At 60.3% G+C, this 23,289-nt stretch carries 22 protein-coding genes; 11 read left to right on the forward strand and 11 right to left on the reverse strand.

The features are described from left to right. Window positions 1-66 precede the first annotated feature (66 nt). Entirely contained in the window at window positions 67-1,014 is a 948-nt protein-coding gene (locus tag KGB27_RS09965) for a choline ABC transporter substrate-binding protein (protein ID WP_008033267.1), read from the reverse strand. Between the two features lie 437 nt (window positions 1,015-1,451). Here KGB27_RS09965 and KGB27_RS09970 point away from each other — a divergent pair, with 437 nt between their 5' ends. Beyond that, a complete protein-coding gene (locus KGB27_RS09970; protein WP_223554224.1) occupies window positions 1,452-2,828 on the forward strand; it encodes an L-serine ammonia-lyase in 1,377 nt (458 codons plus the stop codon). A 518-nt stretch (window positions 2,829-3,346) separates the two neighbouring features. After that, window positions 3,347-4,450, forward strand: a complete 1,104-nt coding sequence (locus KGB27_RS09975; protein ID WP_008033265.1) for a GlxA family transcriptional regulator — start codon at window positions 3,347-3,349, stop codon at window positions 4,448-4,450. On the opposite strand, the gene aac(6') is transcribed toward KGB27_RS09975, so the two are convergent. From aac(6') to KGB27_RS10010, 7 genes are all read right to left on the reverse strand, one after another. Further along, window positions 4,451-4,897 carry an aminoglycoside 6'-N-acetyltransferase gene (gene aac(6') / locus KGB27_RS09980; RefSeq protein ID WP_223554226.1) on the reverse strand — a complete coding sequence of 149 codons (447 nt, stop codon included), beginning with the start codon at window positions 4,895-4,897 and terminating at the stop codon, window positions 4,451-4,453. Window positions 4,898-4,951: 54 nt separating this feature from the next. Continuing rightward, window positions 4,952-5,215, reverse strand: coding sequence for a hypothetical protein (locus tag KGB27_RS09985; RefSeq protein ID WP_008033263.1), 264 nt, complete (start codon window positions 5,213-5,215; stop codon window positions 4,952-4,954). A gap of 372 nt (window positions 5,216-5,587) precedes the next feature. Beyond that, a complete protein-coding gene (locus KGB27_RS09990) occupies window positions 5,588-6,751 on the reverse strand; it encodes a gamma-butyrobetaine dioxygenase (protein WP_223434074.1) in 1,164 nt (387 codons plus the stop codon). 13 nt (window positions 6,752-6,764) lie between these two features. Continuing rightward, window positions 6,765-7,241: a thioesterase family protein gene (locus tag KGB27_RS09995; protein ID WP_207284845.1), complete on the reverse strand. Its 477-nt coding sequence runs from the start codon at window positions 7,239-7,241 to the stop codon at window positions 6,765-6,767. Window positions 7,242-7,377: 136 nt separating this feature from the next. After that, a complete protein-coding gene (locus tag KGB27_RS10000) occupies window positions 7,378-8,343 on the reverse strand; it encodes an L-carnitine dehydrogenase (RefSeq protein WP_008044808.1) in 966 nt (321 codons plus the stop codon). A gap of 137 nt (window positions 8,344-8,480) precedes the next feature. Then, complete coding sequence (locus KGB27_RS10005) at window positions 8,481-9,368, reverse strand: 3-keto-5-aminohexanoate cleavage protein (protein ID WP_008033258.1); 888 nt, start codon at window positions 9,366-9,368, stop codon at window positions 8,481-8,483. 89 nt (window positions 9,369-9,457) lie between these two features. After that, window positions 9,458-10,402 (reverse strand): choline ABC transporter substrate-binding protein, encoded by a 945-nt coding sequence (locus KGB27_RS10010; RefSeq protein ID WP_008033257.1) that lies wholly within the window; start codon window positions 10,400-10,402, stop codon window positions 9,458-9,460. A gap of 194 nt (window positions 10,403-10,596) precedes the next feature. Between KGB27_RS10010 and KGB27_RS10015 the strand changes: the two genes are divergently transcribed. Beyond that, complete coding sequence (locus KGB27_RS10015) at window positions 10,597-11,544, forward strand: GlxA family transcriptional regulator (protein WP_008033255.1); 948 nt, start codon at window positions 10,597-10,599, stop codon at window positions 11,542-11,544. A 130-nt stretch (window positions 11,545-11,674) separates the two neighbouring features. Here the strand turns inward: KGB27_RS10015 and KGB27_RS10020 are convergent, their stop codons facing one another. From KGB27_RS10020 to KGB27_RS10030, 3 genes are all read right to left on the reverse strand, one after another. Continuing rightward, entirely contained in the window at window positions 11,675-12,091 is a 417-nt protein-coding gene (locus KGB27_RS10020; protein WP_223554228.1) for a DUF3010 family protein, read from the reverse strand. A gap of 32 nt (window positions 12,092-12,123) precedes the next feature. Further along, window positions 12,124-12,447, reverse strand: a complete 324-nt coding sequence (locus KGB27_RS10025; protein WP_223554231.1) for a helix-turn-helix domain-containing protein — start codon at window positions 12,445-12,447, stop codon at window positions 12,124-12,126. A 108-nt stretch (window positions 12,448-12,555) separates the two neighbouring features. Beyond that, a complete protein-coding gene (locus KGB27_RS10030) occupies window positions 12,556-12,957 on the reverse strand; it encodes a lysozyme inhibitor LprI family protein (protein WP_192227587.1) in 402 nt (133 codons plus the stop codon). Between the two features lie 234 nt (window positions 12,958-13,191). Between KGB27_RS10030 and KGB27_RS10035 the strand changes: the two genes are divergently transcribed. From KGB27_RS10035 to KGB27_RS10070, 8 genes are all read left to right on the forward strand, one after another. Then, window positions 13,192-14,169: a dipeptidase gene (locus KGB27_RS10035; RefSeq protein ID WP_008033250.1), complete on the forward strand. Its 978-nt coding sequence runs from the start codon at window positions 13,192-13,194 to the stop codon at window positions 14,167-14,169. 78 nt (window positions 14,170-14,247) lie between these two features. Further along, window positions 14,248-14,778, forward strand: a complete 531-nt coding sequence (locus KGB27_RS10040; RefSeq protein ID WP_008033249.1) for a DUF5943 domain-containing protein — start codon at window positions 14,248-14,250, stop codon at window positions 14,776-14,778. Between the two features lie 15 nt (window positions 14,779-14,793). Continuing rightward, on the forward strand, window positions 14,794-16,854 hold the full coding sequence (gene dgcA, locus KGB27_RS10045; protein ID WP_008033247.1) for a dimethylglycine demethylation protein DgcA: 2,061 nt from the start codon (window positions 14,794-14,796) through the stop codon (window positions 16,852-16,854). A 173-nt stretch (window positions 16,855-17,027) separates the two neighbouring features. Then, entirely contained in the window at window positions 17,028-18,977 is a 1,950-nt protein-coding gene (gene dgcB / locus KGB27_RS10050; protein ID WP_223554233.1) for a dimethylglycine demethylation protein DgcB, read from the forward strand. Beyond that, a complete protein-coding gene (locus tag KGB27_RS10055) occupies window positions 18,977-20,197 on the forward strand; it encodes an electron transfer flavoprotein subunit alpha/FixB family protein (RefSeq protein ID WP_008044814.1) in 1,221 nt (406 codons plus the stop codon). Before dgcB ends, KGB27_RS10055 begins: the two co-directional genes overlap by 1 nt. A gap of 15 nt (window positions 20,198-20,212) precedes the next feature. Then, entirely contained in the window at window positions 20,213-20,983 is a 771-nt protein-coding gene (locus KGB27_RS10060; protein ID WP_008044824.1) for an electron transfer flavoprotein subunit beta, read from the forward strand. A 129-nt stretch (window positions 20,984-21,112) separates the two neighbouring features. Beyond that, a complete protein-coding gene (locus KGB27_RS10065) occupies window positions 21,113-21,679 on the forward strand; it encodes a GNAT family N-acetyltransferase (protein ID WP_223434078.1) in 567 nt (188 codons plus the stop codon). Window positions 21,680-21,758: 79 nt separating this feature from the next. Continuing rightward, window positions 21,759-22,922 carry a retropepsin-like aspartic protease gene (locus KGB27_RS10070; RefSeq protein ID WP_223554236.1) on the forward strand — a complete coding sequence of 388 codons (1,164 nt, stop codon included), beginning with the start codon at window positions 21,759-21,761 and terminating at the stop codon, window positions 22,920-22,922. The last annotated feature ends 367 nt before the right edge of the window (window positions 22,923-23,289 follow it).

Raw genomic sequence — 23,289 nt, forward strand, 5'->3', positions numbered from 1 at the left:
GGTAGTGAACGTCCGCATGCAAGGAAATAAACAGCCCGGGCGGGCGAGCCCGCCCGGCGTAAGCGATTACTGCGCGAGCTTGGCTTTAACGGCCTCCAGGCCTGGTTTACCGTCAATGGTGGTCACGCCAGCGAGCCAGGTATCGAGCACCTGTGGATTCTTCTTCAGCCAGGCCTTGGCGGCCGCGTCAGGCTTCATTTTGTCGTCCAGGACGTTGCCCATCAGCGTGCTTTCCATGTCGAGGGTGAACACCAGGTTTTTCAGCAACTGTCCAACGTTGCTGCATTCCTGGGCATAACCCTTGCGGGTATTGGTGAAGATGGTCGCCTGACCGAAGTTGGGGCCGAAGAACTCGTCGCCGCCAGTCAGGTACTTCATCTTGAATCGTGTGTTCATCGGGTGCGGTTCCCAGCCCAGGAACACCACGGCGGTGTTGCGGCGCTGGGCGCGATCGACTTGCGAGAGCATGCCGGCTTCGCTGGATTCGACCACCTTGAAACCGGCGGCTTTCAAGCCGAAGGCGTCTTTGTCGATCATGCTCTGGATCAGACGGTTGCCGTCGTTACCCGGTTCGATGCCATAGATCTTGCCGTCGAGTTCTTTCTTGAACTTGGCGATGTCGGCGAAATCTTTCAGACCTTTGTTATACAACTCTTCCGGGACGGCGAGTGTGTATTTTGCGTTTTCGAGGTTGGCACGCAGGGTGTCCACGGTGCCGGCGTCGCGGTAGGCCTTGATGTCGTTTTCCATGGTCGGCATCCAGTTACCCAGGAATACGTCCATGTTCTTGCCGTCGGCCAGCGACTTGTAGGTCACCGGCACGGAAATCATTGTGGTTTTGGTTTTGTAGCCCAGGGCATCGAGCACGACGCTGGTGGTGGCGGTGGTGACAGTAATGTCAGTCCAGCCGACATCGGAGAAGTTTACGGTACTGCACTGAGCGGGTTCTGCGGCTTGAGCCAGTAACGGCAGACTCAGCATGGCGGCCAACAACAACGACGGGGAACCTTTCATGGATGGACTCCTTGGTGTTTTTTTTGGCAGTGTTCCGACTGTGGACCACCGCACTTATAGGTTGCGGTTGGATGGCGTTTTGGAGACAGCTCTACCACGGCGCCTTGCAATCGAGTCGATACGATCATGTACCAGTGAAAATCTGACGCCTACAGGGTGCGTCGTATCCAGTACAGGGATGGTCGCATCCAGTGTCGGTGACGTCGTTTACAGATTTTTTCAGCCCCGTTTGCCCACCTGAGCCGCAAAAAAACGGCGAAAAAGCAGCGTAAAACGCACACGGCGCTGGTGGACAAGAGTGCGTCGGTACTGGACGTCGAGCGACACGGTAAAAGCCTGATGATGCAGCCATACCGGCGGATTGCAGCTTGAGCGTAGCAGCTCCGTCACCGGGCGCTTTTGCGCCCGGAGTTGGCATATCCAGGAGTTCGGCAGTAATGGCTATCAGCGTTTTCGACCTGTTCAAAATCGGCATCGGCCCTTCCAGTTCGCACACCGTGGGGCCGATGCGCGCCGCGGCGCTGTTCGTGCAAGGTTTGCATGAACAGGGGCTTTTGGAGCAAGTGCGGCGTGTCGAGGTCCAGCTTTATGGTTCGTTGTCGGCCACCGGCATTGGGCACGGCAGCGACAACGCGGTGATCATGGGCCTGATGGGCGAATGGCCGGACGCGATCGACCCGTCGCAAATCGGCATCCGCATTGAAACCCTGCGCGAAACCCACACCCTGCTGCTGGACGGCCGCTTGCCGGTGCCGTTCATCTGGGCCCGGGACATGCGCCTGATCGACGAAAACCTGCCGTTCCATCCGAACGCCATGACCCTGGTCGCCGAAGGCGATGACTGTGAGCTGCATCGCGACACCTACTATTCCGTCGGCGGTGGCTTTGTCGTCGATGAAGCACAAGCTTCCAGCGGTGTGGTGGATCTGGATCGCACGGTGTTGCCGTACGATTTCTCCAGCGCCGCCGAGCTGCTCAGCCTCTGCCAGAAGCACAACCTGCGCGTGGCCGAATTGATGATGGCCAACGAGAAGGTCTGGCGCAGCGAAGACGAAATCCGCGCCGGCCTGATGAAACTCTGGCGGGCCATGCAGGATTGCGTCGAGCAAGGCCTCAAGCACGAAGGCATCCTGCCGGGTGGCCTGAACGTGCGCCGTCGCGCGGCCAAATTGCACCGCAGCCTGCAAGAACTGAACAAACCCAACGTCATCGGCTCGACCCTGAGCGCGATGGAATGGGTCAACCTGTTCGCCCTCGCGGTCAACGAAGAAAACGCGGCCGGCGGGCGCATGGTCACGGCGCCGACCAATGGCGCGGCGGGGATCATTCCGGCGGTGTTGCACTACTTCATGAAGTTCAGCGAGGTGGTGACGGACGCCAACGTGGTCGACTATTTCCTCGGTGCCGCGGCGGTGGGGATTCTGTGCAAGAAGAACGCCTCCATCTCCGGCGCGGAAGTCGGTTGCCAGGGCGAAGTCGGATCGGCTTGCGCGATGGCGGCGGCCGGGTTGGCGGAGATTCTCGGCGCCACGCCGGAGCAGTTGTGCAACGCGGCGGAAATCGGCCTGGAACACAACCTCGGCCTGACTTGCGACCCGGTCGGCGGGTTGGTGCAGGTGCCGTGCATCGAGCGCAACGCGATTGCTGCGGTGAAAGCGATCAACGCGGCGCAGATGGCGTTGCGTGGCGACGGCCAGCACTTTATTTCGCTGGACCGGGTGATCCGCACCATGCGGGATACCGGGGCGGATATGCATGACAAATATAAAGAGACATCGCGGGGCGGGTTGGCGGTTAGCGCGGTTGAGTGCTGAGACCGAGGCGATCCCATTCGCGAGCAAGCTTCGCTCCTACAGGGATCGTGCGGTGCTCTTGTAGGAGCGAGGCTTGCCCGCGAAGACGTCAGACCAGTCAAAACTGCGCGCTAAGTGAACACCGGATTGAAAACGCGCCACGTTTTGGCGCGTCGCTTACAGATAAGCGCATTGCAACACGTCAGGGATCCAAACCGGCCCTGACCGTCCGTCCCCTGTGCCTGCGGTGACACTCTTTCCGAAGTCGTCGCAGGCCTGTTCCCACAAGTGCTACCGATTTGCTCACACGCAACGCGGCAGAGCGCTTGACCCTGTGAATGCCACTTATAACCCCTACTCGTGACGCGGCTTATATAGACAGGCTGCGACGTCGTTTTCAGGAGTTATTGAACACGTATTCAATTTTAGGCATGGCAATTGCTCTGTCATTACAAAGCCCGTCTCCCACGCGAGAACGATGGCAATAACAAGAGCCTCCGCCTGAGGCCATCACCTGCTTTGTGTGAGGAGATACCGCGATGACGACGTTCAACTCCGGGGCTCAACCCCAGAACCGTGCGCCTCAATCCATCGGCTTTCTGCTGCTGGACAATTTCACGCTTATTTCTCTGGCCTCCGCCGTAGAACCCCTGCGCATGGCCAACCAATTGTCCGGTCGCGAGCTGTATCGCTGGACCACGCTCACCGTCGATGGCGGTCAGGTCTGGGCCAGTGACGGTCTGCAGATCACCCCCGACGCCTCCATGCACAAAGCACCTTCCATGGACACCATCATTGTCTGCGGCGGTATCGGTATTCAGCGCACGGTAACTCGCGAACACGTCTCATGGCTGCAAAGCCAGGCGCGTCAATCCAAGCGTCTGGGTGCGGTCTGCACCGGCAGCTGGGCCCTGGCGTGCGCCGGCCTGCTGGACGGTTTCGATTGCAGCGTGCACTGGGAATGTCTGGCCTCGATGCAGGAAGCTTTCCCGCGCGTGGCGATGAGTACCCGCCTGTTCACCCTCGACCGTAACCGTTTCACCAGCTCCGGCGGCACCGCGCCGCTGGACATGATGCTGCACCTGATCAGCCGTGATCACGGGCGTGAACTGTCCGCCGCGATTTCGGAGATGTTCGTCTACGAGCGCATCCGCAACGAACAGGATCACCAGCGCGTGCCGCTCAAGCACATGCTCGGCACCAACCAGCCGAAGTTGCAGGAAATCGTCGCGCTGATGGAAGCCAACCTCGAAGAGCCGATCGACCTCGACGAACTGGCGGTGTACGTCGCCGTGTCACGTCGGCAACTCGAGCGGTTGTTCCAGAAATACCTGCACTGCTCGCCGTCGCGTTACTACCTGAAACTGCGCCTGATCCGTGCCCGGCAGTTGCTCAAGCAAACGCCGATGTCGATCATCGAAGTGGCGTCGGTGTGCGGTTTCGTGTCCACGCCGCACTTCTCCAAGTGCTACCGCGAATACTTCGGCATTCCGCCGCGTGACGAACGCGTAGGCTCCAACACCACGCAACAGGTGGCGATGATGCCGCTGCCGCAAGCGTTGGTGCTGTCGCCGTTGTCCGGGCCGTTGTCGGCTTTGAGTCAGGCGCGCAACGAGTCGACCTTCGCCAGCGTAAGGCTCTGATCAGAGCTGACGCCTGAAAAACACGACGCGCTCGGTTTCCTCGAAACCGAGCGCTTTGTGCGTCTCCTGGCTCGGCAGGTTATCGACGTCGGTGTCCGAGGCGATTTCCACACAACCGCGTTCCCGTCCCCATTGCGCCACGTGTTCGATCAGTCGTGCGGCCACTCCATGGCGGCGCTGCTGCGGCACCACGTAGATACCTTCCAGGAACACCACCGGCGAGCTGTCGGTGCCATTGACGTAGTCGTGGCGCAATGAGGCTTCGGCCAGGCCGACGGGTTGCTCCCCGGCGTCGTAAGCGACGAAGTTGATATAGCGTTGCGGCTGACGCAGCTGTTCGGCGATTTCGTCCCGATGCTCCTGTTCCGAAGCATCAGGCCAGAGTGCCTGGCGCAAAGGCAGCCAGCCCGCTTGTTCGCCGGACTGGCAGTGTTGGATTCGGAACATCAGCGATCGCTCGTGGTGGTCAGGAAGCCACCACTCTAGCAAACCGCCGAAGTGTCAGGCGCGGTGGCTTTGTTGGTATTCAGCCAATGCCGGCAGCAGCTGCTTGTCGATAGCCTGACGCACTGCCGGCAGGATGGTCGCGCTGCTGGTGTACATCTGCTTGACCATGGTGCGCAGCACGGTCGCCCGTTCGTTGTTCAATCCTCTCACCGCGCATTCGCAAGCCTGCTCGGCGGTGGAGCCGTTCGGTACTTGAAAGCCCAACGATTTCAGCTGGCCCAACAGGTCTTCCTGGTCAATCAAATCGGCGTGCATCATGACGCAATCCTTCTTCAGGGAACGGTGTCGTGGTTCGATTCTCGTAGGGGCCGTTGGCGTCGGCAAGGACGATTTGTCGCAATGGCCGCAATACCTATGAACAGGTCGTTTTCGGCTAACTCGCAAGAGGGGAGAGTGGGCACACTGGATTCAGCTGGCTTCACGAAGGTTTGGTCACCCTCGCGCAACGGCTCCTCAACAGTACCCACCTCTGCCCCGATCCTGTCACGGCTTGATCGGGGTTTTTTTTGCCTGTGAGTCAGGGAAATATGGGGTGTCTGTGCTGACGCCTTCGCGGGCAAGCCTCGCTCCTACAGAAGCCACGCTAACTCTGTAGGAGCGAGGCTTGCCCGCGAAAAACGATGACACGGTCTAGCGTTGTAGCACGAGGATCCGCGACAACAACTCATCCCGATCGACATAGCACCCCTGGAAATGCCGGGCACCACTGGCGGGATCAAACGCATTGCGCGCATGCAGCGTGCGACGGTTATCGAAGCACCACAACTCCCCGGGGTTGAGCCGTTGCATCAGCCTGAACCGCCCCTCGCGAGTCATGGCAATAAAGCGGCGATAAGCGCGGTACAACCTGGGCATCTCCTCCACCGACGCATCGAACGGCCCGCGCAAAAAGTTCGCCATACGAATTTCAGACACCTGTCCCAGTGCATCCAGAGCGATGACCGGCGCGAGGCAGCGATAGTCGCTGTGACGGTCCTTGTTGCGAAACTCCACGGGGATTTCGCACAGGGCCTTGAACGATTCGGGATCTTCCTCGCGCAGCGCTTGGGCGATGGCAAAACCGTCGACGAAAATACTCTCGCCACCGTCGGCGTCATTGACCAGGCAATGCAGAAATTGCAGCCCCGGTTGCAACTCGCGCGTCGGCAAGTCGCTGTGCAGCGGCAGGTTGAAAGCGGTGTAGGCGTTGCTGTCGGCATCGGCCTTGGATTGCACGTTGAACAGCACGCCGAAATTGCTCTCGCGGATGAAGGAAATCCGCTGGGCGATCAGCTTCAACGAACCGGGTTCGGTGGGCACGCCGCGCACTTGCGTCAGGCCGATATCGCGTACCGCCAACAGCCATTGCAACAAGGCGTCGTTGTCGTCCATCAGCGCTTGATAATCGAACACCGGCAGCGACAAGTCGCTTTTCCACAGACTGGATTTTGGCTTGCCGGCGCGGCGTTCGGCGCGGGACTCGTCGTCATAGGCGTGGGCCCGCAACCAGCCTGGATCGAAGCGGCTGAGGTGACCGTCCTGCCACTGGATGCAGAGGCAACCTTCAGGGTCGACGCTCGTCTCTGCGGGCATCAGGTCTGGCGCAACGTCGACGATTTCCAGCACCTGCTCACGGGTCACCGTGTAGACGCACTGCGGGCAAGGGCAGTTGTCACGCAACCACTGGTGATGGAAGGGGCTGACACGGTCATCGGCCCATTTCACGAGAACGCGATCCGCCAGGGCCTGCACGCCACTGAGCGCGCTGATCAACGGATAAGTACGGAAGTCAGCAAAAGCGGCGGCGGTGTTCATGGCGATCTCCTTGTTATTTTTTTGGGGGTAAAGCGATCACTCGGCCAATGTAGTCAGGGGTGGGCAGGTCGGTTTGTTGCGCAACGATGGCTTGCAGCTTGCCCAGCGTGTCTTCGCTGAACGGCGCGGAGCGGGGGCCGGCAAGGTCGACGTGCAGCAACATCTGCTCGTTGCCCGCCAGCTCTTTGTCGTCACCGACCAGGTGCAGGCTGTGATAGAGGTGCAGGCGTTTACTGTCGTGAGCGATGATCTGGGTGTGCACTTCTACGTCGGCGTCGAGCTTCACTTCATGCAGGTAATTGAGGTGCAGTTCGAGGGTGAACAGCGAATTGCCGCTGGCTTCGCGGTTGTTGCTGTCCATGCCCAGCCGGTCCATCAGCGCGTCGGTGGCGTAGCTGAAAATCAGCAGGTAAAACGCATCGCGCAGGTGGCCGTTGTAGTCGACCCAGTCGGGGATGATTTTGGTTTGGTAGGTGGTCAGTGCGGGCATGTCGTCATATCCGAAAATGGGTGAAACCTGTAGGAGCGAGGCTTGCCCGCGAAGGCGGTATTCCTGCCACAAGAGATCCGTCGGAAGTACCGGCCTCTTCGCGGGCAAGCCTCGCTCCTACAAGTGGCGGCGGGGTTTAGTCGGCGAACGCCATCCCATGCTTCTCTTTGGTGGTCTTCACCGCCTCCAGCACCGCCAGCAGGCAGTCATCACGATAGCGCTCCAGCGCCGAAATGCTGTGTTTGCCCAACTGATCGCTGGTGCCATCCACCACATCATCAATCAGCTTGTCGGTCAGCTCCGGTGCCGGCAGATACGTCCACGGCAACTGCAACGCCGGACCGAACTGTGCCATGAAATGGCGCATGCCAGCGTCGCCACCCGCCAGGGTGTAGGTCAAAAACGTGCCCATGAACGACCAGCGCAGACCCGCACCAAAGCGAATCGCATCGTCGATTTCACCGGTCGTCGCCACACCGTCGTTGACCAGGTGCAGGGCCTCACGCCACAGCGCTTCGAGCAAACGGTCGGCGATGAACCCTGGCACTTCCTTGCGCACGTGCAGCGGGCGCATGCCCAAGGATTCGTAGACTTTCATGGCCGCTTGTACTGCTTCCGGCGCAGTGTTCTTGCCGCCGACCACTTCCACCAATGGCAGCAGGTAAACCGGGTTGAACGGGTGACCGACGACGCAGCGTTCCGGGTGGGTCGAGCTCTCGTAGAACTCGCTCGGCAACAGGCCCGAGGTGCTGGAGCCGATCAGAGCATTTGGTTTGGCTGCGGCGCTGATTTTGCTGTGCAGTTCCAGCTTCAGCTCCAGGCGTTCAGGGGCGCTTTCCTGAATGAAATCGGCATCGCGAACACACTCTTCGATGGTTGCGACAAAGCGCAGGCGATCCTGCGATGCACCGGGTGCCAGGCCTTGTTTCTCCAGTGCACCCCAGGCATTGGCGACGCGTTTGCGTAGCGCGGCCTCAGCGCCGGGCGCCGGGTCCCAGGCCACAACATCAAGGCCGTGGGCGAGGGCGCGGGACACCCAGCCGCTGCCGATGACACCGCTGCCCAGGGCGGCGAAGGTTTTGATTTCGGTGATGAAGGTCATGGCAACTTCCTAAAAAATTCGGTGGACCCTGTAGGAGCCAGCTTGCTGGCGATGGCGGTGTTCCTGCCAAAAAAATAGGGCGGATGGACCGGCCTCATCGCCGGCAAGCCGGCTCCTACAAAGGGGTTGGAGTGTGGTTAACCGCGCTTGGTCAGGCCCATTTTTGCCCGGCCCTCAGCCGGTGTCAGAACCCGGGCGCCGAGGCGGCTGAGGATTTCCGAGGCGCGTTCGACCAGTTGGCCATTGGTCGCCAACACGCCCTTGTCCAGCCAGATGTTGTCTTCCAGGCCAACCCGCACGTTGCCGCCCAGCAGCACCGCTTGCGCCGCCATCGGCATTTGCATGCGACCGATGCCGAACCCGGCCCACACGGCGTTTGCCGGCAGGTTGTCGACCATGGCTTTCATGGTGGTGGTGTCAGCCGGTGCGCCCCACGGGATGCCCAGGCACAGCTGGAACAGCGGGTCGTCGAGCAGGCCTTCCTTGATCATCTGTTTGGCGAACCACAGGTGACCGGTGTCGAAAATTTCCAGCTCGGCTTTGACGCCCAGCTCTTGAATGCGTTTGGCGCCTGCACGCAGCTGCGCCGGGGTGGAGACGTAAATGGTGTCGCCGTCGCCGAAGTTCAGGGTGCCGCAATCGAGGGTGCAGATTTCCGGCAGCAGTTCTTCGACGTGGGCCAGACGGGTCAGCGGGCCGACCAGATCGGTGTTCGGGCCGAATTCCATCGGGTTCTCGCCCGCGCCGATTTCCAGGTCGCCGCCCATGCCGGCAGTGAGGTTGACGATGATGTCGACGTCAGCTTCGCGGATGCGCTCCATGACTTCGCGGTACAGCGCCACGTCACGGCTGAATTTGCCGGTTTGCGGGTTGCGAACATGGCAGTGGACCACGGTCGCGCCGGCCTTGGCGGCTTCCACGGCGGCAGCGGCGATTTGTTTCGGGGTGACCGGCACGTGTGGGCTTTTGCTGGTCGTGTCGCCAGCACCGGTAAGTGCGCAGGTGATGATGACGTCGTGGTTCATGAGGTGGTTCCTTGCAGGCGTGGTGGTCCCGTTCGCAGCCCGGTCGGGCTGCGAATCGGTGGTTCGGTTTGGGTCTGTTTGCTGAAGAACTACTTGCTGGTCAGTTGCAGGTTTTCAGCCGCTGGTTTGCCATCGAAGGTGGTTACACCTTCCAGCCAGCGCTGCTTGTCTTGCGGGTGATCTTTCAGCCATTGCTTGGCCGATTCGAAGGCGTCCTTGTGATCCAGCAGCGGCTGCATCATCCGGCTCTCGTCTTCGGCGGTGTAGGTCAGGTTGCTCAGCAAGCGGCCGATGTTCGGGCATTGCTCGGCGTAGGTCGGCGAAGTGACGGTCCAGACAGTCGCCATGCCTTCGTTCGGGCCCAGGGCGTCGTCGCTGCCGGTGAGGTAAGTCATCTTCACGTTGACGTTCATCGGGTGCGGCGCCCAGCCGAAGAACACGATGGCTTCGTTGCGTTTGGTCGCCCGTGTCACCGCCGACAGCATTCCGGCTTCGCTGGACTCGACCAGCTGGAATTTGCCGAGACCGAACTGGTTCTTGGCGATCATCTCTTTGATCTGCGTGTTGGCGCCCGAGCCTGGCTCGATGCCGTAGATCTTGCCGCCCAGCTCTTTCTCGAATTTGGCGATGTCGGCGAAGGTTTTCAGGCCCTTGTCGGCGAGGTAAGTCGGAACCGCGAGGGTGGCGCGGGCGTCTTTCAGGCTGGGCGCCTCAAGCACTTTGACCTGCTTGCCATCGACGAACGGCGTGATGGTTTGAGTCATCAGCGGGTTCCAGTAGCCCAGGAACAGGTCCAGGCGCTGGTCGCGGATCCCGGCGAAAATGATTTGCTGGGAGGCGCTGGTTTGTTTGGTGTTGTAGCCGAGGCCATCGAGCAAGACCTGGGTCATGGCGCTGGTGGCGATCACGTCGGTCCAGTTCACGACGCCCATGCGTACGTTCTGGCACGATGCAGGTTCGGCGGCCATGACGCTGGCGCTCAGGAAAGCGGTACCGCTGAGTGCAAGAACACAGCTGCTGATCAGTCGTTTCATCTCAGGTTTCCTCGGCAGTTCGTTATTGTGGGTCCGGTCGTCTTTGTGCGCCGGTGATGCCAAGTTACGCAGCTAGGCGCCCATGAAAACGCACTGCGGCGACCAGCTCTTGCACTGCAGCGACCTGTGCTCTTGAATGCCGCTCGCAAGTGGCGTATCAACAGCACACGCTACCCGCGAATCGAGTGCGCTCCATGTCCCAGGATTTCTACTTCATGTTGATGCCGGGTTTCTCGGCCATCGGTTTCATCTCGGCGATCGAGCCGTTGCGGGTCGCCAATCGCTTTCGCGGCGAGCTGTATCGCTGGCACGTGCTGAGTGCGGATGGCGGGGCAGTGCTGGCCAGTAACGGCATGTCGGTCAACGCTGATGCTGCGCTGGAACCGCTGAAGAAAGGCGCGACCTTATTGGTGGTTGCCGGTTTTGAACCGCTGAAATTTGCGACCCCGGCGCTGGAGCACTGGCTGCGCCGACTGGACAACGAAGGCGTGACCCTCGGCGCCATCGACACCGGCAGCTTCGTCCTCGCCGAGGCCGGCCTGCTCGACGGCCATCGGCTAACCCTGCACTGGGAAGCCATCGACGCGTTCAAGGAATCTTATCCACAGCTCAGCGTCACTCAGGAGCTGTTCGAGATCGACCGCCGGCGCATCACCTCCGCCGGCGGCACCGCCTCCATCGACCTGATGCTCGACCTCATCGCCCAGGCCCACGGCCCGGAATTGGCGATCCAGGTCAGCGAACAATTCGTACTCGGCCGCATCCGCCCGCGCAAAGACCACCAGCGCATGGAAGTCGCCACGCGCTATGGCATCAGCAACAAGAAGCTCGTTCACGTGATCGGCGAGATGGAACAACACAGCGAACCGCCGCTGACCACGCTGGAGCTGGCGGAGTCGATCAAGGTGACGCGGCGGCAGCTGGAGCGGTTGTTCAGGCTGCATTTGAACGATACGCCGAGCAATTTCTACCTGCGGTTAAGGCTGGAGAAGGCGCGGCAGTTGCTGCGGCAGACCGATATGAGTGTGCTGGAAGTGAGCATTGCGTGCGGGTTTGAATCGCCGTCGTACTTCACCCGAAGTTATCGGGCGAAGTTTGAGCGGTGTCCACGAGAAGACCGGCGACAAACCCAAAAGGCCTGAAACTACCAACGGAAAAAACCGAATCCTGTAGGAGCGAGGCTTGCCCGCGAAGAGGCCGCCTCAATCGAAATCACCGTCGTTTGACACTCCGCCTTCGCGGGCAAGCCTCGCTCCTACAGGTTGTGTGGCGTTACTTTTTCATCAGTGCCGAACAAGCGGCTTTGTAAGCCTCATGCTGATACTTGTTCAGCGTCGCCGGCAGCTCAAAATCAAACTTCTTGTTCTGCGCATTGATCGTCTGCGGTGACAGCAGAATCACCTCGCAACTCTCCAGCAACTGAAAAACGCCTTCGATCTTGAACGTGGTCGGCCCACCGGCGAATTCGCCTTTCTTGCTGCGCTTCTTGATCGCGATCCGGTCGATTGAATTCTCGCGTACAAACGACGCCACCTGAGCGGCAAAGACTTTGACGTTGGCGGCTTCGTCGTCATCGTCGAGGGCGATTTTCTTGGTGTTCAGCGCGACGTGGCTCAGTACCTGATCGTCGAGGGAAGCCACGGCGATGATCGCTTCGCTACCTTTGATTTCGATGCCGCAGATTTTCATTTCGATCCCTTTCACAAATGGTTGTGTGCAGCCTACAGCTCAAGTTGACTGGCCGTGATGCCAAAAGCTGCAGCAATTCTCTCGCGAGTGGCCTTGCGAGGCTTCGCGACGGTCTCCTGCTGGGCAAAAGCCGGTTGAGAAATGCCCATACGTTTGGCCACTTCATCCTGTGTAAGGTTCAAGTGTTCGCGCCAGGCACGAATCGGTGTTGCACCATCGACGATGCGACTGACCACTTCGTGGGGGATCAGGTCTGGCGCGATTTTTTGCGCCACGTACTGCGCGTAAGGAATAACCACGAACGCGGGGTTTCCGTCTGCGTCATAGATGAACTGAACGTCGGAAGGTGAGTTCATTGCGTTTGGCTCGTGAAATATAAGTGTTTTATAAGATTGTGAATTTTTACTTATATTTCTCTGTCGGCAAATCAACAAAGCAAGTCGGGATGTTGCCCGAGCTCAATATCACTCCTGCCCAATCGACTCCAAAAACTCCGACCGCTCATCACTCATCCGCGCCACGCAATCGTTCTGCGCAATGGTGAATGCCTTGCTGCCGCTGGTCGCCGGAAACGCTTCAACTGTGCAATCCGCATCCCGGGTTTTCAGCCATTGCTGCTGGGCGGTTTTGAGTTTGGCGGTGATGTCGGCCAGTTGTGTCGGATTTTTGCCGTAGAGCGTTTGCATGCGCTCGGTCAGGCTCTGGTAGTTGTCTTTGAGCAGGTCTTCGGCGGTGGTTCGGCTGTAGACCGAGCATTCCAGGGTCTGGACTTCGTTTTCGACCGCATCGCAGGGGTTGATGTCGGACTCTTCAGCCGCCTGTACGCCGGTCGCTATCAGTGCCATTGCCAGTAAGATCGATTTCATTGCGCCTCAGCCCCTTTTTTGGCCCAAATTCCGTAATGCGGCGAATTCTGGCCCATGCGCAAGTCCTTGAACAGGTGGCCTGCGACGTTCAACGACGACCCTTTGTCGCAGATTGACGCTTTCGGCAAACCCCCTGTCGTTTTTGCACCCGGCTGCACCGGTACTCAGGCATATGCTGGCCCCAAAGCGCCGGCACACGATTCGGCGCATGAATCGCTAATAGGGGACAGCCTGATGAGCCCAGCCGAATTGCACGCCGACAGCATCGTTATCGACGGGCTGATTATTGCCAAGTGGAACCGCGAGCTGTTTGAAGACATGCGCAAGGGCGGTCTGACCGCGGCCAACTGCACCGTGTCGGTGTGGGAGGGTTTTCAGGCCACCGTCAACAACATCGCCGCCAGCCAGAAGCTGATCCGCGAGAACAGCGACCTGGTGATTCCGGTTCGCACCACCGCCGACATCCGTAAAGCCAAGGAGCAGGGCAAGACCGGCATCCTGTTCGGCTTCCAGAATGCTCACGCCTTCGAAGACCAGATCGGCTATGTCGAGGTGTTCAAGCAGCTCGGCGTCGGTATCGTGCAGATGTGCTACAACACCCAGAACCTGGTCGGCACCGGTTGCTACGAGCGTGATGGCGGCCTGTCGGGCTTCGGTCGCGAAATCGTTGCCGAGATGAACCGCGTCGGGGTCATGTGCGACCTGTCCCACGTCGGTTCCAAGACTTCCGAAGAAGTCATCCTCGAATCGAAGAAACCGGTCTGCTACTCCCATTGCCTGCCGTCGGGTCTGAAAATTCACCCGCGCAACAAGTCCGATGAAGAGCTGAAGTTCATCGCCGATCACGGCGGTTTCGTCGGCGTGACCATGTTCGCGCCGTTCCTCGCCAAGGGCATCGATTCGACCATCGACGACTACGCCGAAGCCATCGAATACACCATGAACATCGTCGGCGAAGACGCCATCGGCATCGGCACCGACTTCACCCAGGGCCATGGCCAGGACTTCTTCGAATACCTGACCCATGACAAGGGCTACGCCCGCCGTCTGACCAGCTTCGGCAAGATCATCAACCCGCTGGGCATCCGCACCGTCGGCGAGTTCCCGAACCTGACCGAAACCCTGCTCAAGCGCGGCCATTCCGAGCGCGTGGTCCGCAAGATCATGGGCGAGAACTGGGTCAACGTCTTGAAAGATGTCTGGGGCGAATAAGCCGCCGCACCTCTGAATTCTTTCCCCCGGCCATCCGTGCCGGGGGCAACACCAAAATTTTTCTGGAGTTAAGTTTCCATGGCCAAGATCGCCCCGCAATTGCCTATCGAAGTCGACAGCGAAACCGGTGTCTGGACCTCCGACGCCCTGCCGATGCTGTACGTACCGCGTCATTTCTTCGTCAACAACCACATGGGCATCGAGGAAGTGCTGGGCGCCGACGCCTACGCCGAAATTCTCTACAAGGCCGGCTACAAGTCCGCCTGGCACTGGTGTGAAAAAGAAGCTGAATGCCACGGCCTGGAAGGCGTCGCGGTGTTCGAGCACTACATGAAGCGCCTGTCGCAACGCGGCTGGGGCCTGTTCAAGATCCAGGACATCGACCTCGACAAAGGCACCGCCAGCGTCAAGCTCGAACACTCCGCTTTCGTCTACGTGTACGGCAAGGTCGGGCGCAAGGTCGACTACATGTTCACTGGCTGGTTTGCCGGTGCCATGGACCAGATTCTGCAAGCCCGCGGCAGCAAGATTCGCACCGTTGCCGAACAAGTCTACGGTGGCTCCGAAGAAGGCCACGACGACGGTTTGTTCACCGTCAAGCCGTTGTAAGTCGAGGAACCCGCCATGGCTTTCGAAGCAATGTTCCAGCCGATCCAGATCGGCAAACTGACCATCCGTAACCGCGTGCTCAGCACCGCGCATGCCGAGGTCTACGCGACCGACGGCGGCATGACCACCGATCGGTACGTCAAGTATTACGAAGAGAAAGCCAAGGGCGGGATCGGCCTGGCGATTTGCGGCGGTTCCTCCGTGGTGGCTATCGACAGCCCGCAGGAGTGGTGGAGTTCGGTGAACCTGTCCACCGACCGCATTATTCCGCACTTCCAGAATCTGGCCGACGCCATGCACAAGCACGGCGCCAAGATCATGATTCAGATTACCCACATGGGCCGGCGCTCGCGCTGGGACGGTTTCAACTGGCCGACGCTGATGTCGCCGTCCGGCATCCGTGAACCGGTGCACCGCGCCACCTGCAAAACCATCGAGCCGGAAGAAATCTGGCGGGTGATCGGCAACTACGCCCAAGCGGCCCGTCGTGCCAAGGCCGGTGGCCTGGACGGTGTCGAGCTGTCGGCCGTGCACCAGCACATGATCGACCAGTTCTGGAGCCCGCGGGTCAACAAGCGTACCGACGAATGGGGCGGCAGCTTCGAAGGCCGCATGAAGTTCGGTCTGGAAGTGTTGAAAGCTGTGCGCGCCGAGGTCGGTGACGATTTCTGCGTGGGCATGCGTATCTGCGGTGACGAATTCCACCCGGACGGCCTGTCCCACGAGGACATGAAGCAGATTGCCAAGTATTACGACGACACCGGCATGCTCGATTTCCTCGGCGTCGTGGGTTCGGGTTGCGACACCCACAACACCCTGGCCAACGTGATTCCGAACATGAGTTATCCGCCGGAGCCGTTCCTGCACCTGGCGGCCGGCATCAAGGAAGTGGTCAAGGTTCCGGTGCTGCACGCACAGAACATCAAGGACCCGAACCAGGCGACCCGTATTCTGGAGGGCGGTTACGTCGACATGGTCGGCATGACCCGCGCACACATCGCTGACCCGCACCTGATCGCCAAGATCAAGATGGGCCAGATCGACCAGATCAAACAATGCGTCGGCGCGAACTACTGCATCGACCGTCAGTATCAAGGCCTGGATGTGTTGTGCATCCAGAACGCGGCGACCTCCCGTGAATACATGGGCCTGCCGCACATCATCGAAAAAACCACCGGCGTGAAACGCAAGGTGGTGGTGGTCGGTGCCGGTCCTGCCGGGATGGAAGCCGCCCGCGTGGCCGCCGAGCGTGGCCACGACGTGACCCTGTTCGAGAAAAAGGAATTCATCGGCGGGCAGATCACCACGGCGTCGAAAGCGCCGCAGCGTGACCAGATCGCCGGTATCACCCGCTGGTATCAGCTGGAACTGGCACGGTTGAAAGTCGACCTGCGCCTGGGCACTGCGGCTGATGCACCGACCATCATGGACCTGCGTCCGGATGTGGTGGTGCTGGCTGTCGGCGGCCATCCGTTCCTTGAGCAGAACGAACACTGGGGCGCGGCTGAAGGCCTGGTGGTCAGCAGCTGGGACGTGCTCGACGGCAAGGTCGCGCCGGGCAAGAACGTGCTGGTCTACGACACTATTTGCGAGTTCACCGGGATGTCGACCGCCGACTTCCTCGCCGACAAGGGCAGCCAGGTCGAGATCGTCACCGACGACATCAAGCCCGGGGTCGCGATTGGCGGTACGTCGTTCCCGACTTACTACCGCAGCATGTACCCGAAAGAAGTGATCATGACCGGGGACATGATGCTGGAGAAGGTCTACCGCGAAGGCGACAAGCTGGTGGCGGTGCTGGAAAACGAATACACCGGCGCCAAAGAGGAGCGGGTGGTCGACCAGGTGGTCGTGGAAAACGGCGTGCGCCCGGACGAAGAAATCTACTACGCGCTGAAGGACGGCTCGCGTAACAAAGGCCAGATCGACGTCGAAGCCTTGTTCGCGATCAAGCCGCAGCCATGCCTTGAGCAGAGCGGTGACGGCTACCTGCTGTTCCGCATCGGCGACTGCGTGGCCCAGCGTAACGTGCACGCGGCGATCTACGACGCGCTGCGGCTGTGCAAGGATTTCTAAGAGCTTGTGGATAACCCTGTAGGAGCGAGGCTTGCCCGCGAAGGCGTCCTGACATTCAACATTGTTGTCGGCTGACCCATCGCTTTCGCGGGCAAGCCTCGCTCCTACAGGAATCGGGCAAGGCATCCAGGTAGTTTGGCCTGCAAGACCCTGCGGTCTTTGGGAGCTCCACCATGTTGAACACCCTTCTTCCAATCCTGTTGTTCGCTGCCCTGGGCCTTGCTGTCCTCGGCGCGTTGCGGCGGGTGGCCATGTGGCGCCGGGGCCGAGCCTCCAAGGTCGACCTGATCGGTGGCCTGTTCGCCATGCCCAAGCGCTACATGGTCGATTTGCACCATGTTGTCGCGCGGGACAAATACATCGCCAACACCCACGTGGCCACGGCCGGTGGTGCGGTGGCGTCCATCGTGCTGGCGATTCTGGTGCACGGTTTCGGCCTGCATAACCGCATCCTCGGTTACGCGCTGTTGTTGATGACAGTGGTGATGTTCGTCGGTGCGATCTTTGTGTACCTGCGTCGTCGCAACCCGCCGGCTCGCCTGTCCAAAGGGCCGTGGATGCGCCTGCCGAAAAGCTTGTTGGCGTTCTCGGCGAGCTTCTTCCTGTTGACTCTGCCGGTCGCCGGCATCCTTCCGGAGAATTTTGGCGGTTGGGTGGTGGCAGCGATCCTCGGCATCGGCGTGCTGTGGGGCGTCAGCGAGTTGTTCTTCGGCATGACCTGGGGCGGGCCGATGAAGCACGCCTTCGCCGGTGCGCTGCACCTGGCGTGGCACCGTCGCGCAGAACGTTTTGGCGGCGGTCGTTCCACCGGTTTGAAACCGCTCGACCTGAACGATCCAAGCGCACCACTGGGCGTGGAAAAACCCAAGGATTTCACCTGGAACCAACTGCTCGGTTTCGATGCCTGCGTGCAATGCGGTAAATGTGAGGCCGCGTGCCCGGCGTTCGCCGCTGGCCAGCCGCTGAACCCGAAAAAACTCATCCAGGACATGGTCGTCGGCCTTGCCGGCGGCACCGATGCCAAGTTCGCCGGCAGCCCCTATCCGGGCAAAGCCATCGGCGAACACGCGGGCAACCCGCATCAACCGATCGTCAACGGTCTGGTGGACGCCGAAACCCTGTGGTCCTGCACCACCTGCCGTGCCTGCGTCGAGGAATGTCCGATGATGATCGAGCACGTCGATGCCATCGTCGACATGCGTCGCCATCTGACCCTGGAAAAAGGCGCGACCCCGAACAAGGGCGCCGAAGTCCTGGAAAACCTGATTGCCACCGACAACCCTGGCGGTTTCGCACCGGGTGGCCGGATGAACTGGGCAGCGGATTTGAACCTCAATCTGCTCAGCGAGAAGAAATCCACCGACGTGTTGTTCTGGGTCGGCGACGGCGCCTTCGACATGCGTAACCAGCGCACCTTGCGTGCCTTCGTCAAAGTGCTGAAAGCGGCCAAGGTCGACTTCGCGGTACTCGGCCTCGAAGAACGCGACAGCGGTGACGTAGCCCGACGTCTGGGCGACGAAGCGACGTTCCAGTTGTTGGCCAAGCGCAACATCCAGACCCTGGCCAAGTACAGCTTCAACCGCATCGTCACCTGCGACCCGCACAGCTTCCACGTGCTGAAAAATGAGTACGGCGCCTTCGACGGCAACTACCTGGTGCAGCACCACAGCACCTACATGGCCGAAATCATCGACGCCGGCGCGCTCAATCTCGGCCAGCACAAAGGCAGCAGCGTGACCTATCACGACCCGTGCTACCTCGGTCGCTATAACGGCGAATACGAGGCGCCGCGAGAAGTGCTGCGCGCCCTCGGGATTGAAGTGAAAGAGATGCAACGCTCCGGTTTCCGTTCACGCTGCTGCGGCGGCGGTGGCGGCGCGCCGATCACCGACATTCCGGGCAAGCAACGGATCCCCGACATGCGCATGGAAGACATCCGCGAAACCGGCGCCGAACTGGTGGCCGTGGGTTGTCCACAATGCACCGCGATGCTCGAAGGCGTGGTCGAACCACGGCCGTTGATCAAGGACATCGCCGAGCTGGTGGCGGACGCACTGCTTGAAGACGCAACGCCAAGCAAACCGTCCACACCGGCCCAACGTGAACCTGCGGAGGCCCACTGATGAGCGACATTATCCGCCGCGACCCCCGCGCCGAATGGATTGCCCGTAACCGCCTGCACCCGCTGCACGCGGCCATGCAGCCGGCGCAACACAGCTGGATGGGGCCGAACGGCATCATTCGCAAGAACCCGCATGGCATCGGTTTTATCGGTCCCAATGGCATCAAGCGCATTGACCGCAGCGGCGCGCAGCAGGGCGGGGCGACCAAACGTTCGGCCGCTGTTGAAGTGCAATTGCCGCTGCATCAAGTGCCAGCACCTGCGTTTTACATCAGCGTGGTGCCGGACATGGTCGGTGGCCGCTTGAGCAGCCACGACAAGGATTTGCTCGGCCTGGCCCACCAGCTGGCCGGCAAGGACGGCGCGGTGTTGGCCGTGGTCTTCGGCGAACACAAGGAAAACGCCTTTGCCACCGCCGGCGTCGATCGCTTGCTGGTGCTCGAAGGCGACGAATTCAGTGGTTATGCACCGGAGCAACGTGTCCAGGGCCTGCGGGCTGTGGATAACCAGTTCAGCCCGCGTCACTGGCTGCTGCCGGACAGCCGCAGCGGTGGCGGCGAACTCGGTCGGCGCTTTGCCGCTGCACTGGGCGAACGCCCGGCCACACGGGTCTGGCAGGTCAAGGATCAGGAATGCATCGGCCGTGCCGGTGCCGGGTTGCAAGACCTTGCGCGTCCGGTCGCACGCTTGATTCTGGCCGCCGCCGAATGCGCCGAGCCGGTCAGCGAAACCCGTCATGAAGCCTTGCCGGTGGAGTTATCCACAACCGTGGCGCGCAGCTTGTCGCGGATCGAGGATCTGGGCGCTGTGGCCGTGGACCCGGCAGCCATTCCGATGGCCGAAGCAGAATTCATCTTCTCCGGCGGCAACGGCGTCAAGGACTGGGGACTTTTCCACAGGACTGCCGAAGCGCTCGGCGCCACCGAAGGCGCATCCCGTGTGGCGGTGGACGATGGCTTCATGGCCCGTGATCGTCAGGTCGGCGCGTCCGGCACGTGGGTCACTGCGAGGGTCTACGTGGCGGTGGGGATTTCCGGGGCGATCCAGCACCTGCAAGGCATCGGTGCCTGCGACAAGGTGGTGGCGATCAACCTCGACCCAGGTTGCGACATGATCAAACGGGCCGACCTGTCGGTGATCGGCGAGAGTGCCGAGATTCTTCAAGCCTTGATCGATGCGATAGCGGCTTATCGCGACGACGCCAAGCGCGATGCGGCTTAAGGGAAGGAAAGGGTTATGAGCACGAAAATCATCAGCCTGGTGTCCATCGGCGCCCACCCGACCTCCGGCCGGCCACGTCGCGCGGAGCAGGATGCGCGGGCGGTGGAACTGGGTCTGCAACTGGCTGGGGATAACCTGCAAGTGCTGCATGCCGGCGACGTCGCGGAGCCTGCACTGCGCGCCTATCTGGGCATGGGCCTGGAACAACTGCACGTGCTGGAACAACCATCCGGCGCGGATGCCTTGCCGGCGTTGACCGCCTATTTGCGTGATGCCGGAGCACAAGTCGTGCTGACTGGCAGCCAGGCAGAAACCGGCGAAGGCTCGGGCATGCTGCCGTTCCTGCTGGCGGAAAACCTCGGCTGGCCGTTGGTGGTCGGGCTGGCTCAGGTTGAATCCATCGATGGCAGTTCGGCGCTTGTCCTTCAAGCGTTGCCCCGTGGTCAGCGCCGTCGTTTGAAGGTGCGACTGCCGTTCCTGGCGACTGTGGATAACGCGGCGCCGAAGCCTCGTCAGAGCGCGTACGGCCCGGCCCGGCGTGGTGTGTTGCAGGCGGATGAAGTCGAAGTGATCGATGATGAGTTGCTGGCCGTATCGACGCTGCAACCGGCCAAGCCTCGGCCTAAACGCTTGAAAGTGATCAAAGCCAAAAGCGGCGCGGACCGGATGAAAGCGGCGACAGCCAAGGCCAGTGGCGGCGGCGGGCAGGTGCTCAAAGGCGTCACGGCGCAAGCGGGTGCCGAAGCGATTCTCAAATTGCTGATCGAAGAAGGCGTGGTCCGCTAACCGCGAATCTGCACAGAACTAATGTAGGAGTGAGCCTGCTCGCGATGGTGGTGTATCAGTTGACATCTATTCAGCTGATACACCGCTATCGCCGGCAAGCCGGTCTCGCTCCCACAGGGGGAAAGTTTAATGACCGTCAAATTTCGTTCGGCCTTGCGCAGCGACGCGCGGGAAATTGCTCGCCTGTTTCAGATTTCCTCAGAGGGCGCTTCGGATTACATCTGGAGCCAACTCGCCGAACCCGGCCAGGATCTGTTGGACGTCGGCGCCCTGCGTTACGCCCGTGACGACGTGGATTTCTCCTACCAGAACTGCCTCATCGCCGAGGCCGACGGCCACGTCATCGGCATGATGCACAGCTATGTGATGCGCCACGATCCACTGGCCGAGCCCACCACCGATCCGGTGCTGGCGCCGTATGCCGACATGGAAATCCCCGACACGCTGTACATATCGAGCCTCGCGCTGCATGAAGGCTGGCGCAACCAGGGCCTTGGCAAACAGTTCCTCGCCCACGCTCACGAACGCGCCCGCCAGTTGGGGCTCAAGGGCTTGAGCCTGATCGACTACGCCGTCAACACCGGCGCCCGTCGTTTCTATGAGCGGCATGGTTTCCGCATCGTCGACACCTGCCAGATCACGCCACACCCGATGATTCGGGTGACCGGCGACGCTTACCTCATGCAGTGGCCCTAGTGAGCTACATTTCTTAATGAGCGGCCCGAGGCGGCAGCAGCGCTGATTCATAAAACTCGTTTTCAGGAATGGGTTGCCGATGAACACGGTCAGTCGGCGTGAGACATGTCTGATCTGTGGCGTGATGCTGGTTGTGATGGCTGCGGCTGCTGAAACCCGCCAGGGCGATCCGGATTTCTATCAATGGATCGACTCTGCGCAGGGGCGGCACGCCTCCCTGGCGCAAATGAAGCAACACTGCGATCAGGTGTTGGCGCCTGATAAAAACCTCAATTGTTCAGTCACCGTTCTCGCCAGAATGTTCGAGACCAAGGCCGCCAATCAGCTGCCCGATTACTACCTGGCAGTCAAGCGGCGCCATGCTCAAGCCATCGCCAATGACCCTGAACTCCAACAGTTGTTCTCCATGTTCGGCCGTGAATCGATCGCGACCTTGCGGCAGGTCGCCGATTTCTCACTGACAAGATCACCGCGACGCGAAGTGCTGCCGATTCATCCTTCCCCAAACGATGGCCACGAGACGAATGAGGTGCTGCCGTACCTCGATGTAAGAGCCGCCAACGGTGTTTCGGCGCGGTTCATTCTTGATACGGGCGCCCCGCAAACCCGGGTCAACAGCGAAACCGCGAAGCAGATGGGCATCAAGCTGCTGAGCGACTCTGATTACGGCTACAGCACCTTCTACGGCGAGCGAGACCTGGCGGCCAAACTCGGAATCCTTGAGTCCCTGAAGATCGGTGCTAGCGAGTTCAGGAACGTCCTGGTGTTTGTCAGTGACCGGGATAACTTATTGGGGCTCGACCTGATCGGTAAGCTGGGACGATTGACCATTACGAAAAAGACGCTGGAGATCAACGCTGCGGCGCCCACACGATGTGATTCGCCGGTCACCTTCGTCCGTATCGACATCAATCAACGATTAACCCTTGCTGCGCGGCTGGATCGGCGTGCGACCGTGGCGATTATCGACACCGGCAATGTGGATTACCTGACATCCGCCTCACCCGGCGCTTCACCTGTTCATGTCATCGATAAGCCGAACCACCAGATCTTCAGGGGCGAGTTGAGTTTGTCCGGGCGTACCCGTCTGATCGCCTACAAGTACTACCCGGACTTTACGATCCCGCCGTCGATGCTGCTTGGGCAGTACGTGCCGTCGATTTTGCTCGGATGGCGTGCATTCAATGATTACGAGTTGAATCTGGATATTGCTTCGGGCTTGTCGTGTTTCAACAGGGTTTGATCACGGTTACCCACAATCCCTGTTAGCGCTTCTGTGGATAACGTGTTCGCCCATCGCTACACGCCATACAAATCAAGCCCTGCAAGCCTTCGTACAAAAAACAACCAGCCTAAGTTGCGGTTTTTTCGGGCTTTTTCCAGAGGATAAGTCTGTTCGTTCGCCAATACTTGCCCCCAAACTCTGTTGGCGCTTCTGTGGATAAGATGTTCGCTGTCCGCTACAGGCCCTATAAACCGGGCCTGTTAGCTGAATGATTAAAAAATGATCAATTTGCCAGTTTGGAGGGGCGAACCTCGCGTAAACCCTGATTTATCGCGGCTTTCGGCGGTTTTCCACAGAGGCGGCGAAGTTGCCCCCAAAGTCTGTT

The sequence above is a fragment of the Pseudomonas sp. BF-R-01 genome (genome assembly GCF_019946615.1).
Taxonomy (GTDB): domain Bacteria; phylum Pseudomonadota; class Gammaproteobacteria; order Pseudomonadales; family Pseudomonadaceae; genus Aquipseudomonas; species Aquipseudomonas migulae.